The 18,909-nt window shown below is 60.7% G+C and carries 18 protein-coding genes; all 18 read left to right on the plus strand.

Annotated features, from left to right (window positions below; all coding sequences use genetic code 11):
* The first annotated feature begins 68 nt into the window (after positions 1-68).
* A complete protein-coding gene (locus SELSP_RS00430) occupies positions 69-281 on the plus strand; it encodes a hypothetical protein (RefSeq protein WP_006192723.1) in 213 nt (70 codons plus the stop codon).
* Between the two features lie 586 nt (positions 282-867).
* Positions 868-3,504, plus strand: a complete 2,637-nt coding sequence (locus SELSP_RS00435) for a calcium-translocating P-type ATPase, PMCA-type (protein WP_013740492.1) — start codon at positions 868-870, stop codon at positions 3,502-3,504.
* Between the two features lie 72 nt (positions 3,505-3,576).
* Positions 3,577-5,052: a TerD family protein gene (locus SELSP_RS12645; RefSeq protein ID WP_013740493.1), complete on the plus strand. Its 1,476-nt coding sequence runs from the start codon at positions 3,577-3,579 to the stop codon at positions 5,050-5,052.
* A 211-nt stretch (positions 5,053-5,263) separates the two neighbouring features.
* Complete coding sequence (locus SELSP_RS00445; protein WP_006192729.1) at positions 5,264-5,869, plus strand: TerD family protein; 606 nt, start codon at positions 5,264-5,266, stop codon at positions 5,867-5,869.
* Between the two features lie 156 nt (positions 5,870-6,025).
* Positions 6,026-6,604: a TerD family protein gene (locus tag SELSP_RS00450; protein ID WP_006192731.1), complete on the plus strand. Its 579-nt coding sequence runs from the start codon at positions 6,026-6,028 to the stop codon at positions 6,602-6,604.
* 108 nt (positions 6,605-6,712) lie between these two features.
* Positions 6,713-7,402 carry a TIGR00266 family protein gene (locus tag SELSP_RS00455; protein WP_006192732.1) on the plus strand — a complete coding sequence of 230 codons (690 nt, stop codon included), beginning with the start codon at positions 6,713-6,715 and terminating at the stop codon, positions 7,400-7,402.
* A 1-nt stretch (position 7,403) separates the two neighbouring features.
* Positions 7,404-7,988: a TerD family protein gene (locus tag SELSP_RS00460; protein WP_006192733.1), complete on the plus strand. Its 585-nt coding sequence runs from the start codon at positions 7,404-7,406 to the stop codon at positions 7,986-7,988.
* Between the two features lie 141 nt (positions 7,989-8,129).
* Positions 8,130-9,011 carry a TerD family protein gene (locus tag SELSP_RS00465; protein WP_006192734.1) on the plus strand — a complete coding sequence of 294 codons (882 nt, stop codon included), beginning with the start codon at positions 8,130-8,132 and terminating at the stop codon, positions 9,009-9,011.
* A 96-nt stretch (positions 9,012-9,107) separates the two neighbouring features.
* Entirely contained in the window at positions 9,108-10,094 is a 987-nt protein-coding gene (locus SELSP_RS00470; protein ID WP_006192735.1) for an HpcH/HpaI aldolase/citrate lyase family protein, read from the plus strand.
* A 12-nt stretch (positions 10,095-10,106) separates the two neighbouring features.
* Positions 10,107-11,123, plus strand: a complete 1,017-nt coding sequence (locus SELSP_RS00475; protein WP_006192736.1) for an ATP-grasp domain-containing protein — start codon at positions 10,107-10,109, stop codon at positions 11,121-11,123.
* A gap of 19 nt (positions 11,124-11,142) precedes the next feature.
* Positions 11,143-12,258, plus strand: a complete 1,116-nt coding sequence (locus SELSP_RS00480) for a phosphoribosyltransferase domain-containing protein (protein WP_233275181.1) — start codon at positions 11,143-11,145, stop codon at positions 12,256-12,258.
* The gene (locus tag SELSP_RS00485; protein ID WP_006192738.1) at positions 12,255-13,328 is read left to right on the plus strand and encodes a cysteine protease StiP family protein; all 1,074 of its coding nucleotides are present in this window, start codon (positions 12,255-12,257) and stop codon (positions 13,326-13,328) included. Before SELSP_RS00480 ends, SELSP_RS00485 begins: the two co-directional genes overlap by 4 nt.
* A 1-nt stretch (position 13,329) precedes the next feature.
* Positions 13,330-14,082: a hypothetical protein gene (locus tag SELSP_RS00490; RefSeq protein WP_006192739.1), complete on the plus strand. Its 753-nt coding sequence runs from the start codon at positions 13,330-13,332 to the stop codon at positions 14,080-14,082.
* A gap of 69 nt (positions 14,083-14,151) precedes the next feature.
* Positions 14,152-15,030, plus strand: a complete 879-nt coding sequence (locus SELSP_RS00495; RefSeq protein ID WP_013740496.1) for an RpnC/YadD family protein — start codon at positions 14,152-14,154, stop codon at positions 15,028-15,030.
* A gap of 21 nt (positions 15,031-15,051) precedes the next feature.
* Positions 15,052-15,585 carry a GNAT family N-acetyltransferase gene (locus tag SELSP_RS00500; protein WP_006192741.1) on the plus strand — a complete coding sequence of 178 codons (534 nt, stop codon included), beginning with the start codon at positions 15,052-15,054 and terminating at the stop codon, positions 15,583-15,585.
* Entirely contained in the window at positions 15,582-16,775 is a 1,194-nt protein-coding gene (locus tag SELSP_RS00505) for a phosphopentomutase (protein ID WP_006192742.1), read from the plus strand. The genes SELSP_RS00500 and SELSP_RS00505 overlap by 4 nt, the downstream gene beginning before the upstream one ends.
* A 163-nt stretch (positions 16,776-16,938) precedes the next feature.
* The gene (locus SELSP_RS00510; protein ID WP_013740497.1) at positions 16,939-18,324 is read left to right on the plus strand and encodes an S-layer homology domain-containing protein; all 1,386 of its coding nucleotides are present in this window, start codon (positions 16,939-16,941) and stop codon (positions 18,322-18,324) included.
* 356 nt (positions 18,325-18,680) lie between these two features.
* The gene (locus SELSP_RS00515) at positions 18,681-18,905 is read left to right on the plus strand and encodes a DUF1659 domain-containing protein (RefSeq protein WP_006192744.1); all 225 of its coding nucleotides are present in this window, start codon (positions 18,681-18,683) and stop codon (positions 18,903-18,905) included.
* Positions 18,906-18,909 lie beyond the last annotated feature (4 nt).

Genomic DNA, 18,909 nt, shown 5'->3' on the forward strand with positions numbered 1-18,909 from the left:
CCGCATTCGCGGGGGTTCTTTTTTGGTGCGTTTTTTGCTATAATGGAAACAGGTGGGAGGTGGAATCCATGCGTGATTTCAAGAAATTTATGGAAGAAAATCGAGACAAGCTATATAAAATAGCTTATGCAAACTGCAAACATGATGCCGAGGGGCATTGTCTCGTTCCTTCGGATGATCCATGGATGAAAGATGCCGAGGGAACCGCGCGGTCGCGTAACTTCGATCCCGAAGGAGCGGAATGCATTAGCATCGCTGAAATCATCTATCGTAAAATCTGATAGGCTCGCAGTCGAAAATCGACTGTGAGCCTGTTTTTCATGTGCGCCGCCCTTACATGAAGTTGGTCCCTAGCATCGAGGGCTGTGGCAAGATATGCTGAAGTATGCTATACTTTATGCGTTGCCGCCCCTATACATGGCAATGGGAAGGGGGGTGCCGATGTCATTGACTGCCTTTCTGCTCTCTATCATGGCTGGCGTAATTGCCAATTGCATCAGCAAATGGCTCGATGAGAGAGATGACGGCGACGAGCCTAGGGATTAAGCCCACCTGCAATACGGGAATAGAAAAGCCCCCAAGATGCTAGCTTGGGGGCTTTTCGTGTGCCGATTAAGTCATTAACTGCCTTTGCCACCCCTAGTATAGCATATCTGACTGTTTGTGTGCAAGTCGTTCTTCTACGCCCTTTGGACTTGACTTCTTGGGCTTTCATAGTAAACTATACGCACAAACGTCCACTTTGTGGACATTGTGCGTCGCCCTTACATGAAAGCGGCCAATCAGTCTACGTCCGTTGGGCTTGACTTCTTGGGCTTTCATAGTACAATAATATCGGCTGTCTTTATTTTGATGAGGAGAGATTATATGAAGATTCAAGGTTTGACAGATGAAGAGGTACGCGCGTCGCGCGAGCGGCACGGTACGAACGGTATCACGGAGCAGAAGGGCGAGGGCTTCTGGGAGAAGCTCAAGGGGAGCTTTGACGATCCGATCATCAAGATTCTCTGCGTGGCGCTCGCCATCAACGTCGTTTTCGCGATCCTCGGGCAGGTCGCATGGTACGAGTCTGTGGGCATCGCGCTCGCCGTGATCCTCGCGACGACGGTCGCGACGTATTCGGAGTATCAGAACGAGAATGCCTTCCAGAAGCTGCAGGAGGAAGCGTCGCTGATCAAGTGTAAGGTGTACCGCAACGGCACGCTGACGGAAATTCCCATCGACGAGATCGTCATGGGCGATTTCGTGCTGCTGCAGACGGGCGACAAGATCCCGGCGGACGGCGTGATCTGTGACGGATCGATCCAGGTCGATCAGTCGGTATTGAACGGCGAGGCGAAGGAAGCGGCGAAGACGCCGGCTCCAGAGGGCGATGAGGAAGCGGAGAAAAGCTCGGACTTCCTCCACCCGCACAAGGTGTTCCGCGGCTCCGTCGTCTGCGGCGGCAATGCCGTGATGCGCACGACGACGCTCGGCGACAAGACGTTCTACGGCAAGATCGCGGGCGAACTGCAGGCGGACGAGGATCGCGACACGCCCTTGAAGGTGAAGCTCTCGAACCTCGCGCATCAGATCAGCAACTTCGGCTACATCGGCGGCGTGGCAATCGCCATCGCCTTCATGTTTCAGCGCCTCGTCATCCACAACGGCTTCGATATGGCGCGTATCATGGCGTACTGTTCGAACTGGCTCGTCGTCGCGCATGACCTCGTCGACGCCGTCATGCTCGCCGTCATCATCATCGTCGTCGCCGTGCCCGAGGGTCTGCCTTTGATGATCGCCATCGTCTCGGCGCAGAACATGGGCAAGATGCTCAAGGACAACGTGCTCGTGCGCAAGATCTCGGGCATCGAGACGGCGGGCAGCTTGAACCTTCTTTTTAGTGACAAGACGGGCACGATCACGAAGGGACAGCTCGAGGCCGTCGCTTTCGTCGACGGCGCAGGCACGCAGTATGCCGCTTACAGCGAGCTGGGCGCGGGACTCAAGAAGCTCGTGAACCTCAGCGTGCGCTACAATACGAGCGCCGTCATCAACGGCAAGGAGGTCGTCGGCGGCAATGCGACGGAGCGCGCGATCTTCGGCTTCGTCGCGGCAGACAGCGCGGAGATGGACGAGAAGGTCAAGAACGCCGTGCCGTTTAACAGCAAGAACAAGTATTCTTTGTCCGAGGTCGCAGGCGAGTACAGCGTGACCTTGGCGAAGGGCGCACCCGAGAAGATCCTCGCGCTCTGCGACTCGTATTACGATGAAAACGGCGAGAAGAAGCCTCTGACGAATAGGGCGGCGATCACGGACTGCATCGACGCTCTTGCGGCGCGTGCCATCCGCGTCCTGGCGCTCGCCGTCTACGAGGGTGCGATTCCTGCGGACGGCACGCTTCCTGCAAGCGGTCTCGTCTTCGTCGGCGCGGTCGGCATCCGCGATGAGGTGCGTCCCGAGTCCGTCGAGGCGATCCGCCGCGTGCACAGTGCGGGCGTGCAGGTCGTCATGATCACGGGCGACCGCCAGGACACGGCGAGCGCCATCGCGAGGGAAGCGGGTCTTCTCTCGCGCGATGACGATGTCGCGATGACGAGTGACGAGCTTGCCGCGCTCGACGATGCGGCGGTCAAGGCTCTGCTGCCGCGTCTTCGCGTCGTGGCGCGTGCGCTTCCGACCGACAAGAGCCGCCTCGTGCGCCTCGCGCAGGAGATGAACCTCGTCGTCGGCATGACGGGCGACGGCGTCAACGACTCGCCCGCCTTGAAGCAGGCGGACGTCGGCTTCGCCATGGGAAGCGGCACGGAAGTCGCGAAGGAGGCGAGCGACATCGTCATCCTCGACGACAACTTCAAGTCGCTCGCGCGTGCGATCCTCTACGGGCGCACGATCTACAACAGCATAAGGAAGTTCATCGTGTTCCAGCTGACGATCAACGTCGCGGCTGTCATGATTTCTTTCGCCGCGCCCCTTCTCGGCATGGAGACGCCGCTTTCCATCACGCAGTTCCTCTGGATCAACCTCGTCATGGATACGCTCGCGGCGCTCGCCTTCGGCGGCGAGCCGGCTCTGCGCCGCTTCATGGACGAAAAGCCCAAGCAGCGCGATGAAAGCATCATCAGCAAGTACATGGTGTCTTCCATCGGCGTCGGCTCTCTTTGGTGCTTCGCGCTGAGTCTCTACTTCCTCATGAGCGGCGCGGCGCACGCATACTTCCGCCCCGACGAGGCGAATCACTACCTGCTGACGGGCTACTTCGCGTTCTTCATCTTCATGGCGGTGTTCAATGCGTTCAACGCACGCACCGACTCGAAGAATCTCTTTGACAATATCTCGCACAATCCGGGATTCCTGCGCGTCATGGGCTTGATCGTCGTGATCCAGGTCGCCATGACGTACCTCGGCGGCGAGATCCTGCATTGCTATGGCCTGACGCTCACGGAGTGGGCGTTCGTGCTCGGCATGGCGGTGACGATCGTGCCGATCGATCTGCTGCGCAAGATGGTCGCAGGCAAGGTGTAATTCAATATTTGCAAGGCGGCGTCGGTGGAGAGCATCGACGCCGCCGCTCTATACTCTACGGGAGGGAAAAGCATGGGTATGAACATCAGCAAGGGACAGAAAGCCGATCTGACGAAGAACAACGCGGGGCTTCGGAGCGTGCTCGTCGGCATGGGCTGGCAGGCGAATTCTGCCATCGATCTCGACGCGGCGGCGTTTTTGCTCGGCGCGGGGGGAAAAGTCGCGGGCGATGCGGACTTCGTGTTCTACGGCAATGCGCGTCACGCTTCGGGTGCGGTCGAGCATATCGCTGCGCCTTCGGGCGGCGACAGGCAGCAGGTGCGCGTCGATCTCGCCGCCGTTCCCGCGTCCATCGAAAAAATCGCCGTGACGGCGACGATCTACGATGCGGACGCCAGGCGGCAGAATTTCTCCCAGGTCGCGGGCGCGTACGTCCGCGTCCTCGATGCGGCGAGCGGCGCGGAGCTTCTGCGCTACGATCTCGGGCAAGGCTTCTCCGTGGAGACGGCGATCGTCGTCGGCGAGCTGTACCGCTACAAGGGCGAGTGGAAGTTCAGCGCCGTCGGCGCGGGATTCAGCGGCGGCTTGGAGGCGCTGTGCAAAAACTTCGGCGTCGAAGTCGGCGAGGGGCAGGGAGCCGCGCCCGCCGCACCACCCGCGCCGCCGACCGCACAGCCGCGTCCTGCAGCACCACCCGCGCCCGCCGCGCCGCCAACCGCACAGCCGCGTCCTGCCGCACCGACTGCGCCGCCGGCATCGCCCGCGCCCGCCGCGCCGCCCGCACAGCGTCCGCCGCTGAATCTCGGCAGGCCTGGCGCTGCGCCCGCCCCTGCGCCGCATGCGCCGCTGAACCTCGGCAGACCCGGCGGCGCACCGCCTGTGCCGCCGGTACCGACCGCCGCGCCGCCCGTGCAGCCGCCGACCGCGCCGAAGAAGGTCGAGCTGAAAAAGGGACAGAAGGTCAGCCTCGTCAAGGGCGGCGGCGGACTCGGCGAGATCGCCATCAACCTCAACTGGCATCAGCAGCCGCAGACGAAGAAGCAGGGGCTTCTCGCCTCCATTTTCGGCGGCGGGGGAGGAGCGGGCGGCATCGACCTCGATCTCGGCTGCCTCTACGAGCTGCAGGACGGCGAGATAGGCTGCGTACAGGCGCTCGGCAATGACTTCGGCAGCCTTTCGCGCCGCCCCTGGATCGCGCTCGATGGCGACGACCGTACGGGAAGCAATGCTGCCGGCGAGACGCTTCGCGTCAACGGCAAGATGGCATCGAAGATCAAGCGCATCCTCGTCTACACGTTCATCTACGAGGGCGTCGCCAACTGGCAGCAGGCGGACGGCGTCGTGACCGTCAAGTGCCCGGGCAGCCCCGACATCATCGTGCGCATGGACGAGTACGGCTCGTCGAAGGCGATGTGCGCGATCGCCATGCTCGAAAACATCAACGATACCTTCAGCGTCGAAAAGCTCGTGCATTTCTTCAGTGGACATAAGAGCATGGACAAGGCTTATCACTGGGGTCTGCGCTGGGAGCCGGGCAGCAAGGACTGAGCGTGCAGGATTTTGCTGCGGGCAGCCGCTTTGCTTCGACGGAAGGCGCTGGGTGTATGAAAGAAATTTTCATCAAAGCCATGAAGGGAAAAGGCGGCGGCAGGGCGAATTCTTTTAAATAAGGGAAATTGTTTTCATGGAGCGGCGCTCGCAGAGCGGCTGCTCCGCATGAGATATTCTTATCGCAAGGAGAAATCAAGGAGGCAGGCATATGGGCGTGAATCTGCAAAAAGGACAGAAGGTAAACTTGAAGAAGTCGGACGGTCAGGCGCTCTCGCGCATCCGCATCGGACTCGGCTGGGATCCCGTCGAGCAGAAGAAAGGCGGACTTTTCGGCTCGATCTTCGGCGGTTCTGCGCCCGACATCGACTGCGACGCGAGCGTGATTGTCTGCAAGGGCGGCCGCCTCTCGGGGAAGAAGGACGTCGTTTACTTCGGCAACCTCAAGCATCCGTCTGGTGCGATCGTCCATACGGGCGATAACCTCACGGGAGAGGGCGAGGGCGACGATGAGCAGATCCTCGTCGATCTTACCGCTGTGCCCGCAGATTATGACAAGCTCGTCTTCGTCGTCAACATCTACGACTGCGAGTCGAGAAAGCAGGACTTCGGCATGATCGCGAACGCCTTCATCCGTATATGCGACGAGCGGACAGGCGAGGAGTTTTGCCGCTACAACCTCTCGGAGAGCTACGCAGGCATGACGGCGATGATCTTCGGCGAGATCTACCGCTATAACGGCGAGTGGAAGTTCAATGCCATCGGGCAGGGCACGAAGGACAAGGGTCTGAACGAGCTGGCGCGGCGCTATCAGTAAGACATCATGCCCTTGCGGCTTGATATAGGGAACGGTTCGTTTGTTCCCATGAGGCGGCACGATATGTGCCTAGGCAGGAAAATCGCCCGCTCTGCCGCGCCTTTCGACCGTGCGGCTGCAGGCGGTTTCCGCATGTACGCATAAGGAGGAATCTTCATGGCAATCAGTTTGAAAAAGGGACAGAAAGTTGATCTGACGAAGGGCAATCCGGGTCTCTCGAAGCTCCTGATCGGCCTCGGCTGGGACACGAACAAGTACGACGGCGGCTCTGACTTCGACCTCGACGCCTCGGCGTTCCTTCTCGGACCGAACGAGAAGGTCACGAGCGATGCGGACTTCGTTTTCTATGGCAACCTCAAGCACGCATCGGGCGCCGTCGAGCATACGGGCGACAACCTCACGGGCGAGGGCGAGGGCGACGACGAGCAGATCAAGGTCGATCTCTCGAAGGTGCCGGCTTCCATCGACAAGATCGATTTCACGGTCACGATCTACGAGGCCGATGAGCGCAAGCAGAACTTCGGCCAGGTGTCGAACGCCTTCATTCGCGTTGTCAACGAGGCGACGGGAGAGGAACTCATCCGCTTCGACCTCGGCGAGGACTTCTCCATCGAGACGGCGGTCGTCGTCGGCAGGCTCTACCGCCAGGGTGCGGAGTGGAAGTTCAATGCCATCGGCGCGGGCTACAGCGGCGGCCTCGGCGCACTCGGCAAGGCTTACGGCGTTAACGTATAAGCGCATTCTTTTGTTGGGCGAGCCTTCCCCTCGGGGGAGGTGAGAGAAGGAGGCTGTGCATAAGTCTCTCGGACTCGTGCACAGCTTCTTACCATCGAAAGGGGTGCGATGATGGAATACAAGATTTTATATCCGGAAGCTTTTCCCGTGGTCGAATGCTCGCTGCGCCACGGCGAGGCGATCAAGGCGGAATCCGATGCGATGATCGCGATGGATGCGACCGTTGACGTCGAGGGCAAGATGGAGGGCGGCGTGCTCGGCGGCATCATGCGCCGCGTATTCACGGGCGAGAGTTTCTTCCTGCAGCGGCTCGTCGCCTCGCGCGGCGCGGGAAAGGTGCTCTTCGGACATCCGCTGCCCGGCGGCATCATGGACGTCGCCTTGGACGGCTCCTACGGCATGATTGTGCAGAAGGGCGGCTTCCTCGCGGCGGAGGAGACGGTCAACATCGACTCGAAGATGCAGGGACTCATGCAGGGCTTCTTCTCACAGGAGGGCTTCTTCCTCTTGAAGCTCACGGGCAAGGGCATCGCCTTCTTGAGCAGCTACGGCGTCATTCACGTGCTGAACCTCGAAGCGGGCGAGGAGGTCATCGTGGACAATGGCCACCTCGTCGCATGGCCCGATTACATGAACTACAAGATCGAAAAGGCGTCGAACGGCTGGATTTCGAGCGTCATGTCGGGCGAATGCCTCGTGTGCCGCTTCCGCGGGCCCGGTCCCGTGCTCATCCAGACGAGGAATCCGTCGGGCTTCGAGACGTGGATTCAGGAGATCGTGAGAAAGGGAGGAAAATGACATGGCGGTGAATCTTTCCAAGGGACAGCGCGTGAGTCTTGACAAGGGCATGACGATGGCGCTCGTCGGCCTCGGCTGGGACGTCAACCAGTACGACGGCGGCGCGGACTTCGACCTCGACGCCTCGGCGTTCCTCTTGGGCGCGAACGGCAAAGTGCGAAAGGACGAGGACTTCATCTTCTACGGCAACCTCGACAGTCAGGACGGCTCGGTGCATCATACGGGCGACAACCTCACGGGCGAGGGCGAGGGCGACGACGAGGTTCTGACGATCGACTTTACGAAAGTGCCGGCGGACGTCGACAAGATCGCCATCACCGTGACGATTTACGAGGCGCAGGTGCGCAAGCAGAACTTCGGACAGGTGTCGAACGCCTACGTGCGCGTCGCGCGCATGGCGAACGCGCAGGATATGCAGGGCACGGAGGTTCTGCGCTTCGATCTCATGGAGGAGTTCTCCGTCGAGACGGCGCTCGTCGTCTGCGAGATCTATCGGCACAACGGCGAATGGAAGTTCAACGCGGTCGGCGCGGGCTATCAGGGCGGCTTGGAAGCCCTTTGCCGCGCGTACGGCGTGAATGTCTGACAAAGCATTGGAAAAAAACGGGAGGCCTTGCGCCTCCCGTTTTTGGGGTGTTCTTTTCGGCAATTTCCGGGCGCGGCTCTGAAGTGGAGTTCCGAGTCGCGTGCGGGAGTCTGCCGAAATCCGACGCAGGAGGCGAATGCGATGGAAAGGGAACAGGCGAGGGGCGAAAGTGCAATGAGCACGGCGGGTGGCTCCTTGGCGGCACTGCCGAAGTTCATCGACCTCGGCGCGTTCGCGCCCGAGTGCGAGAACAGCTTCGCCGTCGCCGCATCGCCTGAGGCGGAGGTGCGCGTGACGGCGGAGATCGCGGATGCACGCGTTTCTCCCGAGGTCTTGCCGGCGGGGGCGGGCGGCTTTCTTCTGACGCTTCCCGCGGTGCGCGCAGGCTCGGTCGTCTACGGTGCTCTCAGCATGCGCTCGGCGAGTGAGGAGCGGCGCATATTCATCGCGGGCGAGGCGCGTGCGGGTGCGCCGGAAAGACGCGCGAGAAGCCCCGAGCCGCCGCTTCCTCAGCTCGTGCGCGGCGAGCGGCTGCGGCTGGCGGGAAGCGAGAAGCTCGCCTTCCGCTACGAGGACGAGGGGCGCGAGCCGGGCGTCGAGGTCGACGCCTACGTGTTTCGCCTCTATGCGGGCGGGCGCGTACATGGCGACGAGGATTTGATCTTCTTTGGCAACGCGCGCGCGGACGATGACAGCATTGAAGTGAATGCGGCGGGCGGCGTCGGTGCGAGCGTCGACGTCGCCAAGGTCGGCGCGGCCGTCGAGCGCCTCGTCCTGTGCTTCTCGGTCTACGATGACGGCACGGGCAGGGATTTCTCGCATGTGCGTGCGCCGCGCCTGACGCTCGCGGAGGACGGCGTGCCGAAGTACAGCTTTTATCTCGACGGCCTGCGGCGCGAGAAGACGGTGAACGCGGTGGAGATTTACCGCCATCGCGGCGCATGGAAGCTCAAGCTCGTCGGCGCAGGCTACGAGGCGGGACTCGCGAGACTCTGCGAGGACTACGGACTCAGCGTGGAATAGAGAGGGGCACGGGAAGCCGTGCTTCCTGAAGATGGAGGTTTTACCATAGTGGATGTTTGTTCGTGTGACTTATCCCGAAGGGAAGATAGGGAAATCTTGCAGTACAAGGTGGGCGGGCTTCTCTACATGCCCGCCTACCAAGAGAACATCGTGGAGAAGATTCGTCGGCAGAAAAATGAGCATCTGACGGCCATCTGCTTCTGTCTGGAGGACGCGATCGGCGATATGGCGGTCGCCGATGCCGAGCGAGTCCTGCGCACGAATCTCGCGGCGCTCAAGGAGGTCTGCAAAGAGGAGGGGCGCGAGACGCCGCTGCTCTTCGTGCGCGTGCGCACCGCCGATCACATGGAACATTTTCTCGACTTCGTGGGTGCGGCGGGCGACATTTTGACAGGCTACGTTCTGCCCAAGGTGAATCTCGGCAATGTAGAAGCCTACATGGAGCTGATGCGATCGGTCAATGACGGTGCGGCGAAGAAGCGCTACCTCATGCCCGTCCTCGAAAGTCCTTCCATCGCCGACATCAAGAGCCGCGCCGCCGTCCTCGGCGAGCTCAAGGCGATCTTCGACGCACACAGGGAATACGTGCTGAACATCCGCGTCGGAGGCAACGATTTCAGCAATCTCTACGGTGTGCGCCGCTCGATCGCGCACACGATCTACGAGGTCGGCGTCGTGCGCGACATCCTCATCGACATTCTGAACATCTTCGCGCGTGACTACATCGTCTCCGGCCCCGTCTGGAATTACTTCGGCGACGATCCTGCGGGCGCGTGGGCGGCGGGACTCAAGAGGGAGCTGGAACTCGATCGCTTGAGCGGCTTCATCGGCAAGACGGTCATCCACCCCGCGCAGCTTCCTTTCGTCTTCGAGAGTCTGAAGGCGGAGCGCGCCGACTACGAGGATGCGAAGATGATCTGCGGTTGGCAGGACGAGAAGGCAGGCGTGAAGAAGAGCTGGGACGGCACGCGCATGAACGAGGTCAAGACGCATGCCAAGTGGGCAAAGCGCGTGCTGACGCTCGCGGAAATCTATGGCGTCAAGGATGATGGGGCGGCAGCCGCCGCCGAGAGCAAAAGGTAAGGGGAAGTCTTTATGCGTATATGGTTCAACCAATGGTTCAGCACGGCCTACCATCTGATCGAGCTGATGCGGGCGGGATCGCCCGGAAAGTTCACGTTCGTCGGCTCAAGTGCCAATCCCAATGCACTCTATCGTCTCGTTTCCGACGAGTGGTATACGGAGCCTGCGCTTCCCGTCTCCGACGAGTATGTGGAATATTGTCTGGAATTCTGCAAGGCGCATCATATCGACATCTTCTTCCCGCGCCGCGCCCTGACGCTGCTCTCGCGCTATCGTGAGGAATTTCTTGCGGCGGGCACGAAGCTCGCCGTCGGCAGCGATTACAAGATCATGCGGCTCCTCGACGACAAGGCGGCGACGTACGCCTTCTTCGAGGCGCGTGACGCTTCCCTCGTGCCCGCGCATCTCATCGCCGGCACGTACGAGGAATTCTGCGCCGCCTACGAGAGCTTGCGCCCCCACTGCGCGCGCGTCTGCTACAAGCTCACGAAGGACGAGGGAGCTGAGACCTTCCGCGTCATCGACGATACGCTTCTGCGCTCGGGCGACGTGCGCCGCAAGCCCGGCATGAAGCTCACGTGGGACATGGCGCGCACGGTCGTCCGGGGCTACGACTTTTCCGTGCCCTTCATGCTCATGCCATACCTCGAAGGGCAGGAAATCAGCGTCGACTGCCTGCGGACGCCCGGCGAGGAGATCATCATCCCGCGCTTCAAGACGAACCACCGCTATTCGGAAGTCCGCTTCGATGAGGAGATCGTCGAGAAATGCCGCACGATGATGAACCTCCTGCAGATCGATGTGCCGATCAACATCCAGTTCAAGGGCGACGGGGAGAAGTACTGCCTGTTGGAAATCAACCCGCGCATGTCGGGCGGCTTGCAGCTCTCGTGCCTCGCGACGGGCATCAACGTGCCCGATATCGCCGTCCATCAGCTTCTCGGCGAGGAAAAGCCGTGGCAGTACCCCGATCGCCAAAAGGTCTATCGCGTGGCGAATCTTGAGACGCCGAAGCGGCTCAAGGCGTGAGGCGGGCGCGATGAAGTACATGGCAGACGCAGTGCTGCGCGTGGCGAGGCGGCACAGAAATGAAAAGCGCGGCTATCTGCTCGTCAACCCGCTGCAGGGAAAGCACATACCCGTCGCGCCGCATGAAGCGCTCGACCTCATGGAAGCGCTAGGCGCGAAGGTCAAGGCAGCCGCGCCCGCGACAAGGCTCGTCATCGGCTTCGCCGAAACGGCGACCGCCATCGGCGCCGTCGTCGCGAAGTCGCTCGCGGACGCGTGCCTCTACGTGCAGACGACGCGCGAGGAATTGCCGTCCGGCGTGCGCACGATCGAGTTTTTGGAGGAGCACAGCCATGCGCCCGAGCAGCGACTCGCCGTCGATGCGCTCGAAGCGCAGCTCGCTGAAACGGATACGGTCGTCTTCGTCGACGACGAGATCTCGACGGGCAGGACGCTCTGCAACATCGTCGAGCAGATGAAGGAGGAGCTGCCCGCGCTCTGCGAGAAGAGGCTCGTCGCGGCGTCCGTCCTGAACCGCCTGACTGCGTCCGATCGCGAGCGGCTCTTGGCGTGCGGCGTCGAGTGCGTCGCGCTCGTAGAGCTTGCGCCCGAAGACTACGAGGCGCGCGCGGCGGCGTTTCAAACGCGCGGGGCGGCGGACTGCCGCGTGCCGTCGCGACATTATCCCTATCGCACGCTTGCGCTCGGCGAGCACGCGACGCCGCGCACGGGCGTCGCGATCGGCGACTATACGATCCTCTGGCAGGGTGCCGGGCTCGTCCTCGCCGAGCGCATCGCTTGGGCGAAGCACGAGTCGATCCTCGTGCTCGGCACGGAGGAATGTATGCTGCCGGGCCTTATGGTCGGCAGGGTCTTGGAGCAGAAGGGCTGGCAGAGCGTCTTCTTCCATGCGACGACGCGAAGCCCCATCGGCATCTCGGAGGAAGCGGGCTATCCCATCGAAGCGGGCTGGCAGGTCAAGAGCTTCTACGGCGATGAGCGCGCGACGTACATCTACAACTTGCGGCCCTATCACCATGCCGTCATCGTCTCGGACACGGCGCACGAGGCGCATGAGGCGGTCGAGAGTATCGCCCGCGCCCTGCGCGAGAGCGGCTGCACGGACATCGTCTATCTGATGAGCCGCGACGAATGATGAGGAAGGAGCGGGCGATGTTCAGTACATACAAGAAGGACGACGTGACGATCCTTTTGAAAGACATCACGGGAAAGCTCGACCCTCTGCCGACGGCAGAGAGGGAAAAGCTCATTCAGTCGGGCAGGCATTACTCGGAGATGCTGCCCTTGGAATACGAGCCGTCGGAAAAGTATTTGAAGGCGTACTTCGACGCGCTCTCGCGCTACGCCGAGATCACAGCTCATGCGGCGGCGAGTCTCGCCGAGAAGATTTATGAGGAGAAGGGCGCATCCGCCGCGCTCGTCTCGCTCGCCCGCGCGGGCACGCCCATCGGCATCTTGCTCAAGCGCTATATCAAGAGGCGCTTTGGCGCGGATGTCGCGCACTACACGATTTCCATCATTCGCGGCAGGGGCATCGACAAGAACGCCATGGCGTACATCCTCGCGCGTCACGCGCCCGAGGCTCTGCAGTTTGTCGACGGCTGGACGGGCAAGGGCGCGATCGCGCGCGAGCTCGCAAACGACGCGGCAGAGTTTCGCGGTGTGAGCGCGGGGCTTGCCGTCCTCTCCGATCCCGCCTATGTGGCGGAGAAATGCGGCACGCACGAGGACTTCCTCATCGCGAGTTCGTGCCTGAATTCGACGGTGTCGGGGCTTCTGAGCCGCACGGTGCTGCGTGATGATTTGATCGGCGAGGCGGACTTTCACGGCGCGGCCTTTTACGAAGAACTGCGCGAGAAGGATCTGACGTATGACTTCATCGAGGCGGTGGAAAGGCGCTTCCCCGAGGAAGCGCCGCCCGTGCGGGAGGAGGGCGCGGCGCATCGGTCGGGGCTTGCCGAGGTCGAGCGCATCGCGGGCGATTTCGGCATTCGCGACATCAACCTCGTGAAGCCCGGCATCGGTGAGGCGACGCGCGTCCTGCTGCGCCGCCTGCCGTGGAAACTTCTCGTCAAGAGCCGCACGGACGAAGCGCGGCTCGGTCATCTCTATCAACTGGCAAAGGAGAAAGGCGTCGAAATCGTAGAGTATCCGCTGGAAAATTATCTCGCATGCGGACTCATACGCTCGCTCGCCGACAACTGAAATGAAAGACATCGTATTCGCTTCCGATCTCGACAACACGCTGCTATACTCGCGCAGTCACAAGCGTGAGGGCGATGTTTGCGTCGAGCATATCAAGGGCGAGGCGCACGGCTTCATGACGCGGCTCGCCGTCGAGCGTCTGCGCGAAGTCTCGCAAAAAGTGCAGCTGATTCCCGTCACGACGCGCTCCGTCGAGCAGTATCGGCGCATCGAGTGGCCCGAGGGCACAGCGCCCGAATACGCCGTGACGACGAACGGCGCGGTGCTTTTGAAGAACGGCGAGGCCGATGCCGCGTGGCGCGAGGCGCATGACGCTTTGATCGCTCCTGCACGGGAAGAGATCGCGCGCTGTCACGCGCTTTATCTGGGCGATCGCGCGTTCATCCGCTGCCGCATCGTCGACGACGCGTACCTCTTCGTCTACTGCGCCGACGGCGTGGACGCGCAGGCGCAGGCGGAAAAGTGCCAAAGAGAGACGAGCCTTCGCGTCGAGCCGTCGGGCAGGAAGATCTACTTCTTTCCGCCTAAGCTCACGAAGGGCGCGGCGCTCCGTGAGCTTCGCCGCCGCTTCTCGCCGCGCAAGGTCTACGCCGCCGGTGACACGGCGATTGACGCGCCGCTTCTCGCCGCAGCTGACCGAGCCTTCGCCGCCAAGACACTCGCGATGGAAGATGCCGCGCACATCCGACGGCACACGGGCGAAGGAGTATTCGCCGAATGGCTGCTCGCAGAGCTTTTGCAGGAGATTGACTGAAAGAAACTTGGCTGAACGAAGCAGCCTGCATATGGTATAATAGAAATAACAGGCGAAGGGAGCATGCCCATGGCACAAGGCCGCCAATATCAAGACACGGTGTTCCGCGCGTATATGAATGACGTCGACCGTCTGAGAGATGTCGCAGGGGCGCTGCATGGAAGGACATATGCTTCTGTCGAGCGCGTGAGAATTGTGACGCTCGACGGAACATTTCTGTCACAAATGAAAAACGACATATCCTTTCTGCTAGCAGGCCGTCATTTGGTATTTATGGAGCATCAGAGCACGCTGAATCAGAATATGCCGTTGCGTTGCCTCTACTACCTCTGCGAACAGCTTCGCCAGTATATTCCGGCCAAAAGTTTGTACCAAAACAAGCAGATTCCCTTACCAAGGCCGGAGTTCCATGTGTTCTACACAGGCAGCAAGGATACGTTGGAAATGGAGCAAATGAGATTGTCTGATGCCTATATGGAAGGTGAAGGAGACATCCATTTGGAACTCAAGGTCACTTTTCACAACATTGCCTATGGAAGTGAAAAGATGTTGCTGCGTATGAGCCGGCCGCTTCACGATTACAGCTTTTTCCTAAATTGCATCAAAACCAATATCGCAGGAGGCATGGAGCGCGTGCGGGCGATTCGCGAAGCCATGCGATATTGCATGGAGCATGACGTCATGAAGGAGTTTTTGCAAGAGCACGAAAGCGAGGTCATCGACATGGTCAATTTCGAGTGGAATCAAAAAGATTTTGAAGAGGCTGTTCGCGAGGAAGGTTGGGAACAAGGTGCTGCTCAAGGTCGCGAGGAAGGTCGCGAGGAAGAAAAATCGGCCTTCATTCTCGGCATGCTGAAAGAGAAGCTGCCGCTGGAAACGATCGCGCGGGTGTCGAAAATGTCGGTGGAGCGCATTCAGGAGCTTGGCCGCATGCACAGTCTGCTTTGACGCGATAGAAAGGAGCATCGTATGCAGGGCATTGTAAAGAAAGGGCCGCGCCTGCAATTTCGACAGGCGGAGGAAAAGGATCTCGACTACATCCTCGAAGTGGAATTTCGCCCCGAGAACGGAAAATTCGTCATTCCGTGGGAGCGCGAGGTGCATAGCCAGACACTCAACACCGAGGGTGCGATTCATCTCGTCATCGAGCGCATAGACACCTTGGAGCCGGTCGGCTTTCTGATGATTGCAGGGCTCAATAATCCGTCGAAGGAGATCGAGTGGACGCGCATCATCCTCGACAAGAAGGGCGAGGGCTACGGGCATGAAACGCTCAAGCTCTTGAAGTCGTGGGCGTTCGACGACCTCAAGTTCCACCGCGCTTGGCTCGACTGCAAGGACTACAACGCGCGCGCGCTGCACGTCTACGAGTCGGAAGGCCTCGTGCGCGAGGGGCTGATCCGCGAGACGATTCTGACGGACGGCGTCTACGAAAATCTCGTGATCCTCGGCATCCTCGACCGCGAGTACTTCGCACGCAAGGAAAGGGGCGAAGAGCTTTGAAAAAGATCAAGCGCGTATTCCTCATCGTGCTCGACAGCCTCGGCGTCGGTGCGGCGCCCGATGCGGCGGACTTCGGCGACGGCGCGTGCAATACGCTGCTGAGCCTCGTGCGGTCGGAAGGATTTTCTGCGCCGCACCTCGCCTCGCTCGGACTCTTCTCCGTCGATGGCATCAAGGACGCGGCGGAGGCAGTCGCGCTTCGCGTGCCTGCGCCGCGCGGCGCGTTTGCACGCCTGCGGGAAAGCTCGCGCGGCAAGGACACGACGACGGGGCATTGGGAGCTGGCGGGCGTCGTCGGCGAGCACCCGATGCCGACGTACCCTGCGGGCTTCCCGCCCGAGATCATCGCCGCGCTTGAGGCGAGCATCGGCAGGAAGCTGATCTGCAACAAGCCGTATTCGGGCACGCAGGTCATTCATGACTACGGGCGCGAGCACATCGAGACGGGCGCGCTCATCGTCTACACGTCGGCGGACAGCGTGCTGCAGCTCGCGGCGCACGAGAATGTCGTGCCGCGCGAAGAGCTTTACGAGGCGTGCCGCAAGGCGCGTGTCATCATGTGCGGCAAGCACGGCGTCGGCAGGGTCATCGCGCGTCCCTTCATCGGCGAGTATCCAAACTACGAGCGCACGGCAGGCAGGCACGATTTCTCGCTTGAGCCGCCGGCGACCGTGCTCGACGCCTTGAAGGATGCGGGATTCGCCTCCATCGGCGTCGGCAAGATCTCCGACATCTTTGCAGGAAAAGGGCTCACGAAGAGCCTTGGCACGAACGAGGACAATGCTGACGGCATGAAAAAGACGAGATCGCTCCTCGGCGAGGACTTCACGGGTCTCGCCTTTGTCAATCTCGTCGACTTCGATATGGTCTTCGGCCATCGCCGCGATACGAGAGGATATGCACGCGCCGTCATGGAGTTCGACGCATGGCTCGGCGATTTCCTCACGGCGATGAAGGAGGCGGACGTGCTCATGATCACGGCCGATCACGGCTGCGATCCCGGTGCGCCCGGCACCGACCACACGCGCGAATACGTGCCTCTCCTAGCCTATGGGGTGGCGGTACGCGCGGGCTGCGATCTCGGCACGCGCCCCGCATTCGCCGACGTCGGCGCGACCATTGCCGAGATCTTCGGCGTGGAGCTTGTGACGCGAGGGCGCAGCTTCTGGCGCGAGATTGCCGCAGGCTGAACGCCGCACGCGAAGGCTCGCGTCCCTGCAACAAGTTTCATCGCATGTACCCCTTTACGACTTATGTACATAGAGCCTGAACGCCTCGAAATCGTTGCATTCGAGGCGTTTTTTTCGTATGATGAAAGAGGAGGATGCATCATACGGAAAGGAAGGGACAGGGATGAGATTCTACAAGAAGAGGACGGCGCTCCTCGCCTTGGCGTTCGCCGCGCTGAGCGCGACTGCGTTCGCCGCCGACGGCGCGGACAGCTTCAGCGATGTGCCCAAAGATCATTGGAGCTACGAAGCGCTCGACTACCTCGCGAAAAACGGCGTCATCGAGGGCTACACAGACGGCACGTTCCAGGGAAACCGCACGATGAGCCGCTACGAGATGGCGGCGATCACCGCACGCGCCATGCAGGCGTCGAACCTCGACATCGGCGCGAGGTCGGTGCTCGAAAAGCTGGAAAAGGAGTACGGCTCGGAGCTTGCCGCGCTGCGCGCCCAAGTCGAGCAGAACACGGAGGACATCCGCAAGAACCGTGAGGCGATCGAACGCTTCAAGGTGCACGGCTTCGTGCGCACGCAGTACGACTACGACAAGAACACCGACGCCGATACGCTCGACCGCAGCGCGAACCGTTTCTACATGGATCTGCGCCTCGACATGAAGGTCAACGACATCTGGACGGTCAAAGCGCAGAGCGAGACGAACCGCCACTACAACAACGGCCATCTGCGCAGTGAAAATGCCCTGGGCACGGACACTTGGCAGCAGACATGGTCGGGGCACGACGGCAACTTCCAGCGCATCTGGGTCGAAGCGCAGCAGGACGGCAGGTGGCTGAACCTCGGACGCGCGTGGCGCGGTCTCGGCTTTCAGAACGTGCTCTTCGGCAATGAGTCGGACGGTTTCCAGTTCGGCATTCCCATCAAGGGAACGAATCTCACGGCGAGCGGCTTCTGGATGGCGTCGACGGGTGCGGGAAATAAGGAGAGTCTTTACGGCGTCGGCCTTTGGGGCGCGGTCGGACACAACTTCGACATCAACGTCGCCTATGCGAGGAGCAGCCTCGGTAAAAACGAGAGCTATACCTCGGGCCTTATCGACCACTACGAGGCAGATCCGGTGACGCACCGCGTCTTCCCTGTCTACAGGGACAACGACAGGACGAATCCCAGGAGCTACGGCTACGTCGTCAGCGCGGCGACGAACGTAGCGAAGAACGTGCGCGTCATCGGCGACTACGTCCAGACCGATGCCGACGAGCAGAACAAGAGCGTCGCGCTGCGTCTCAACTACAAGGGCACAAAGCTCGACGACGTCGGCAGCTTCGGCGTATACGCACGCTATGTGCGCTACGGCGCGAACGGCTGGCTCGCGGGCGACGACGAATGGGGTTCGACGTGGAACGGCACGAAGGGCTGGATCGTCGGCTTCAAGTATGTGCCTTGGAAGAACGTTGAATGGGAGACGCTCTTTTCCAGGCAGAAGCGCGACTACGGCACGAGCGCGGAGTACAACCGCTCGCTCCTGCGCACCCAGCTCGACTATCACTTCTGACGGGTGAGGAAAACATCCTCTCCGTCTTGGCTGGTGTAGTTGCCAACTATATCAGCAAATGGTTCGATGAGAGAGACAACGGCAACGAGCCTAGGTGTTAAGCCCTGCCTGCATCATGGGAACAGAAAAGCCCCCAAGCTGACACCTTGGGGGCTTTTCGTGTATCGGTTATGACGATTACCTCGTTTGCCAAGGCCAGTATATCATAATCATCTGTTGGTATGCAAGCCGTATGTTTACGATATGGTTCTGTATCGAGATTAAAATTCATTTCTTAGTAGTGAATAGCAGAATAAAGATGCATGATATATCGCGCCTCCTCGCCGCATGTATAGGGGCGAAAGGGGGTGAGAGATATGGCAGTCAAGAAAACGGGAGCGGCGACGAAGCTGATTCTCAAGGTTCAGATGGGCACGGACAAAAAGGGTCTGCCGACCTACGGACAGCGCATGGTGCAGAACGTGAACCCGGCGCTCGGCGACGAGGACTTCCTCGCCATTGGCAAGAGCCTCGGCGGCCTGCAGTCGCACACGCTGAAGGACGTCATGCGCCAGGACGCAGCCGCGCTGACGGAAGAGTAAAGGC

The organism is Selenomonas sputigena ATCC 35185 (assembly GCF_000208405.1).
Taxonomy (GTDB): Bacteria; Bacillota; Negativicutes; order Selenomonadales; family Selenomonadaceae; genus Selenomonas; species Selenomonas sputigena.

Bases quoted from the DNA above. Each gene is read 5' to 3' on its own strand.
- SELSP_RS00510 (WP_013740497.1), top strand. From the start codon at position 16,939: ATGAGATTCTACAAGAAGAGGACGGCGCTCCTCGCCTTGGCGTTCGCC.
- SELSP_RS00500 (WP_006192741.1), top strand. From the start codon at position 15,052: ATGCAGGGCATTGTAAAGAAAGGGCCGCGCCTGCAATTTCGACAGGCG.
- SELSP_RS12645 (WP_013740493.1), top strand. From the start codon at position 3,577: ATGGGTATGAACATCAGCAAGGGACAGAAAGCCGATCTGACGAAGAAC.
- SELSP_RS00460 (WP_006192733.1), top strand. From the start codon at position 7,404: ATGGCGGTGAATCTTTCCAAGGGACAGCGCGTGAGTCTTGACAAGGGC.
- SELSP_RS00485 (WP_006192738.1), top strand. From the start codon at position 12,255: ATGATGAGGAAGGAGCGGGCGATGTTCAGTACATACAAGAAGGACGAC.
- SELSP_RS00430 (WP_006192723.1), top strand. From the start codon at position 69: ATGCGTGATTTCAAGAAATTTATGGAAGAAAATCGAGACAAGCTATAT.
- SELSP_RS00445 (WP_006192729.1), top strand. From the start codon at position 5,264: ATGGGCGTGAATCTGCAAAAAGGACAGAAGGTAAACTTGAAGAAGTCG.
- SELSP_RS00465 (WP_006192734.1), top strand. From the start codon at position 8,130: ATGGAAAGGGAACAGGCGAGGGGCGAAAGTGCAATGAGCACGGCGGGT.
- SELSP_RS00435 (WP_013740492.1), top strand. From the start codon at position 868: ATGAAGATTCAAGGTTTGACAGATGAAGAGGTACGCGCGTCGCGCGAG.
- SELSP_RS00490 (WP_006192739.1), top strand. From the start codon at position 13,330: ATGAAAGACATCGTATTCGCTTCCGATCTCGACAACACGCTGCTATAC.
- SELSP_RS00495 (WP_013740496.1), top strand. From the start codon at position 14,152: ATGGCACAAGGCCGCCAATATCAAGACACGGTGTTCCGCGCGTATATG.
- SELSP_RS00455 (WP_006192732.1), top strand. From the start codon at position 6,713: ATGATGGAATACAAGATTTTATATCCGGAAGCTTTTCCCGTGGTCGAA.
- SELSP_RS00480 (WP_233275181.1), top strand. From the start codon at position 11,143: ATGGCAGACGCAGTGCTGCGCGTGGCGAGGCGGCACAGAAATGAAAAG.
- SELSP_RS00515 (WP_006192744.1), top strand. From the start codon at position 18,681: ATGGCAGTCAAGAAAACGGGAGCGGCGACGAAGCTGATTCTCAAGGTT.
- SELSP_RS00475 (WP_006192736.1), top strand. From the start codon at position 10,107: ATGCGTATATGGTTCAACCAATGGTTCAGCACGGCCTACCATCTGATC.
- SELSP_RS00450 (WP_006192731.1), top strand. From the start codon at position 6,026: ATGGCAATCAGTTTGAAAAAGGGACAGAAAGTTGATCTGACGAAGGGC.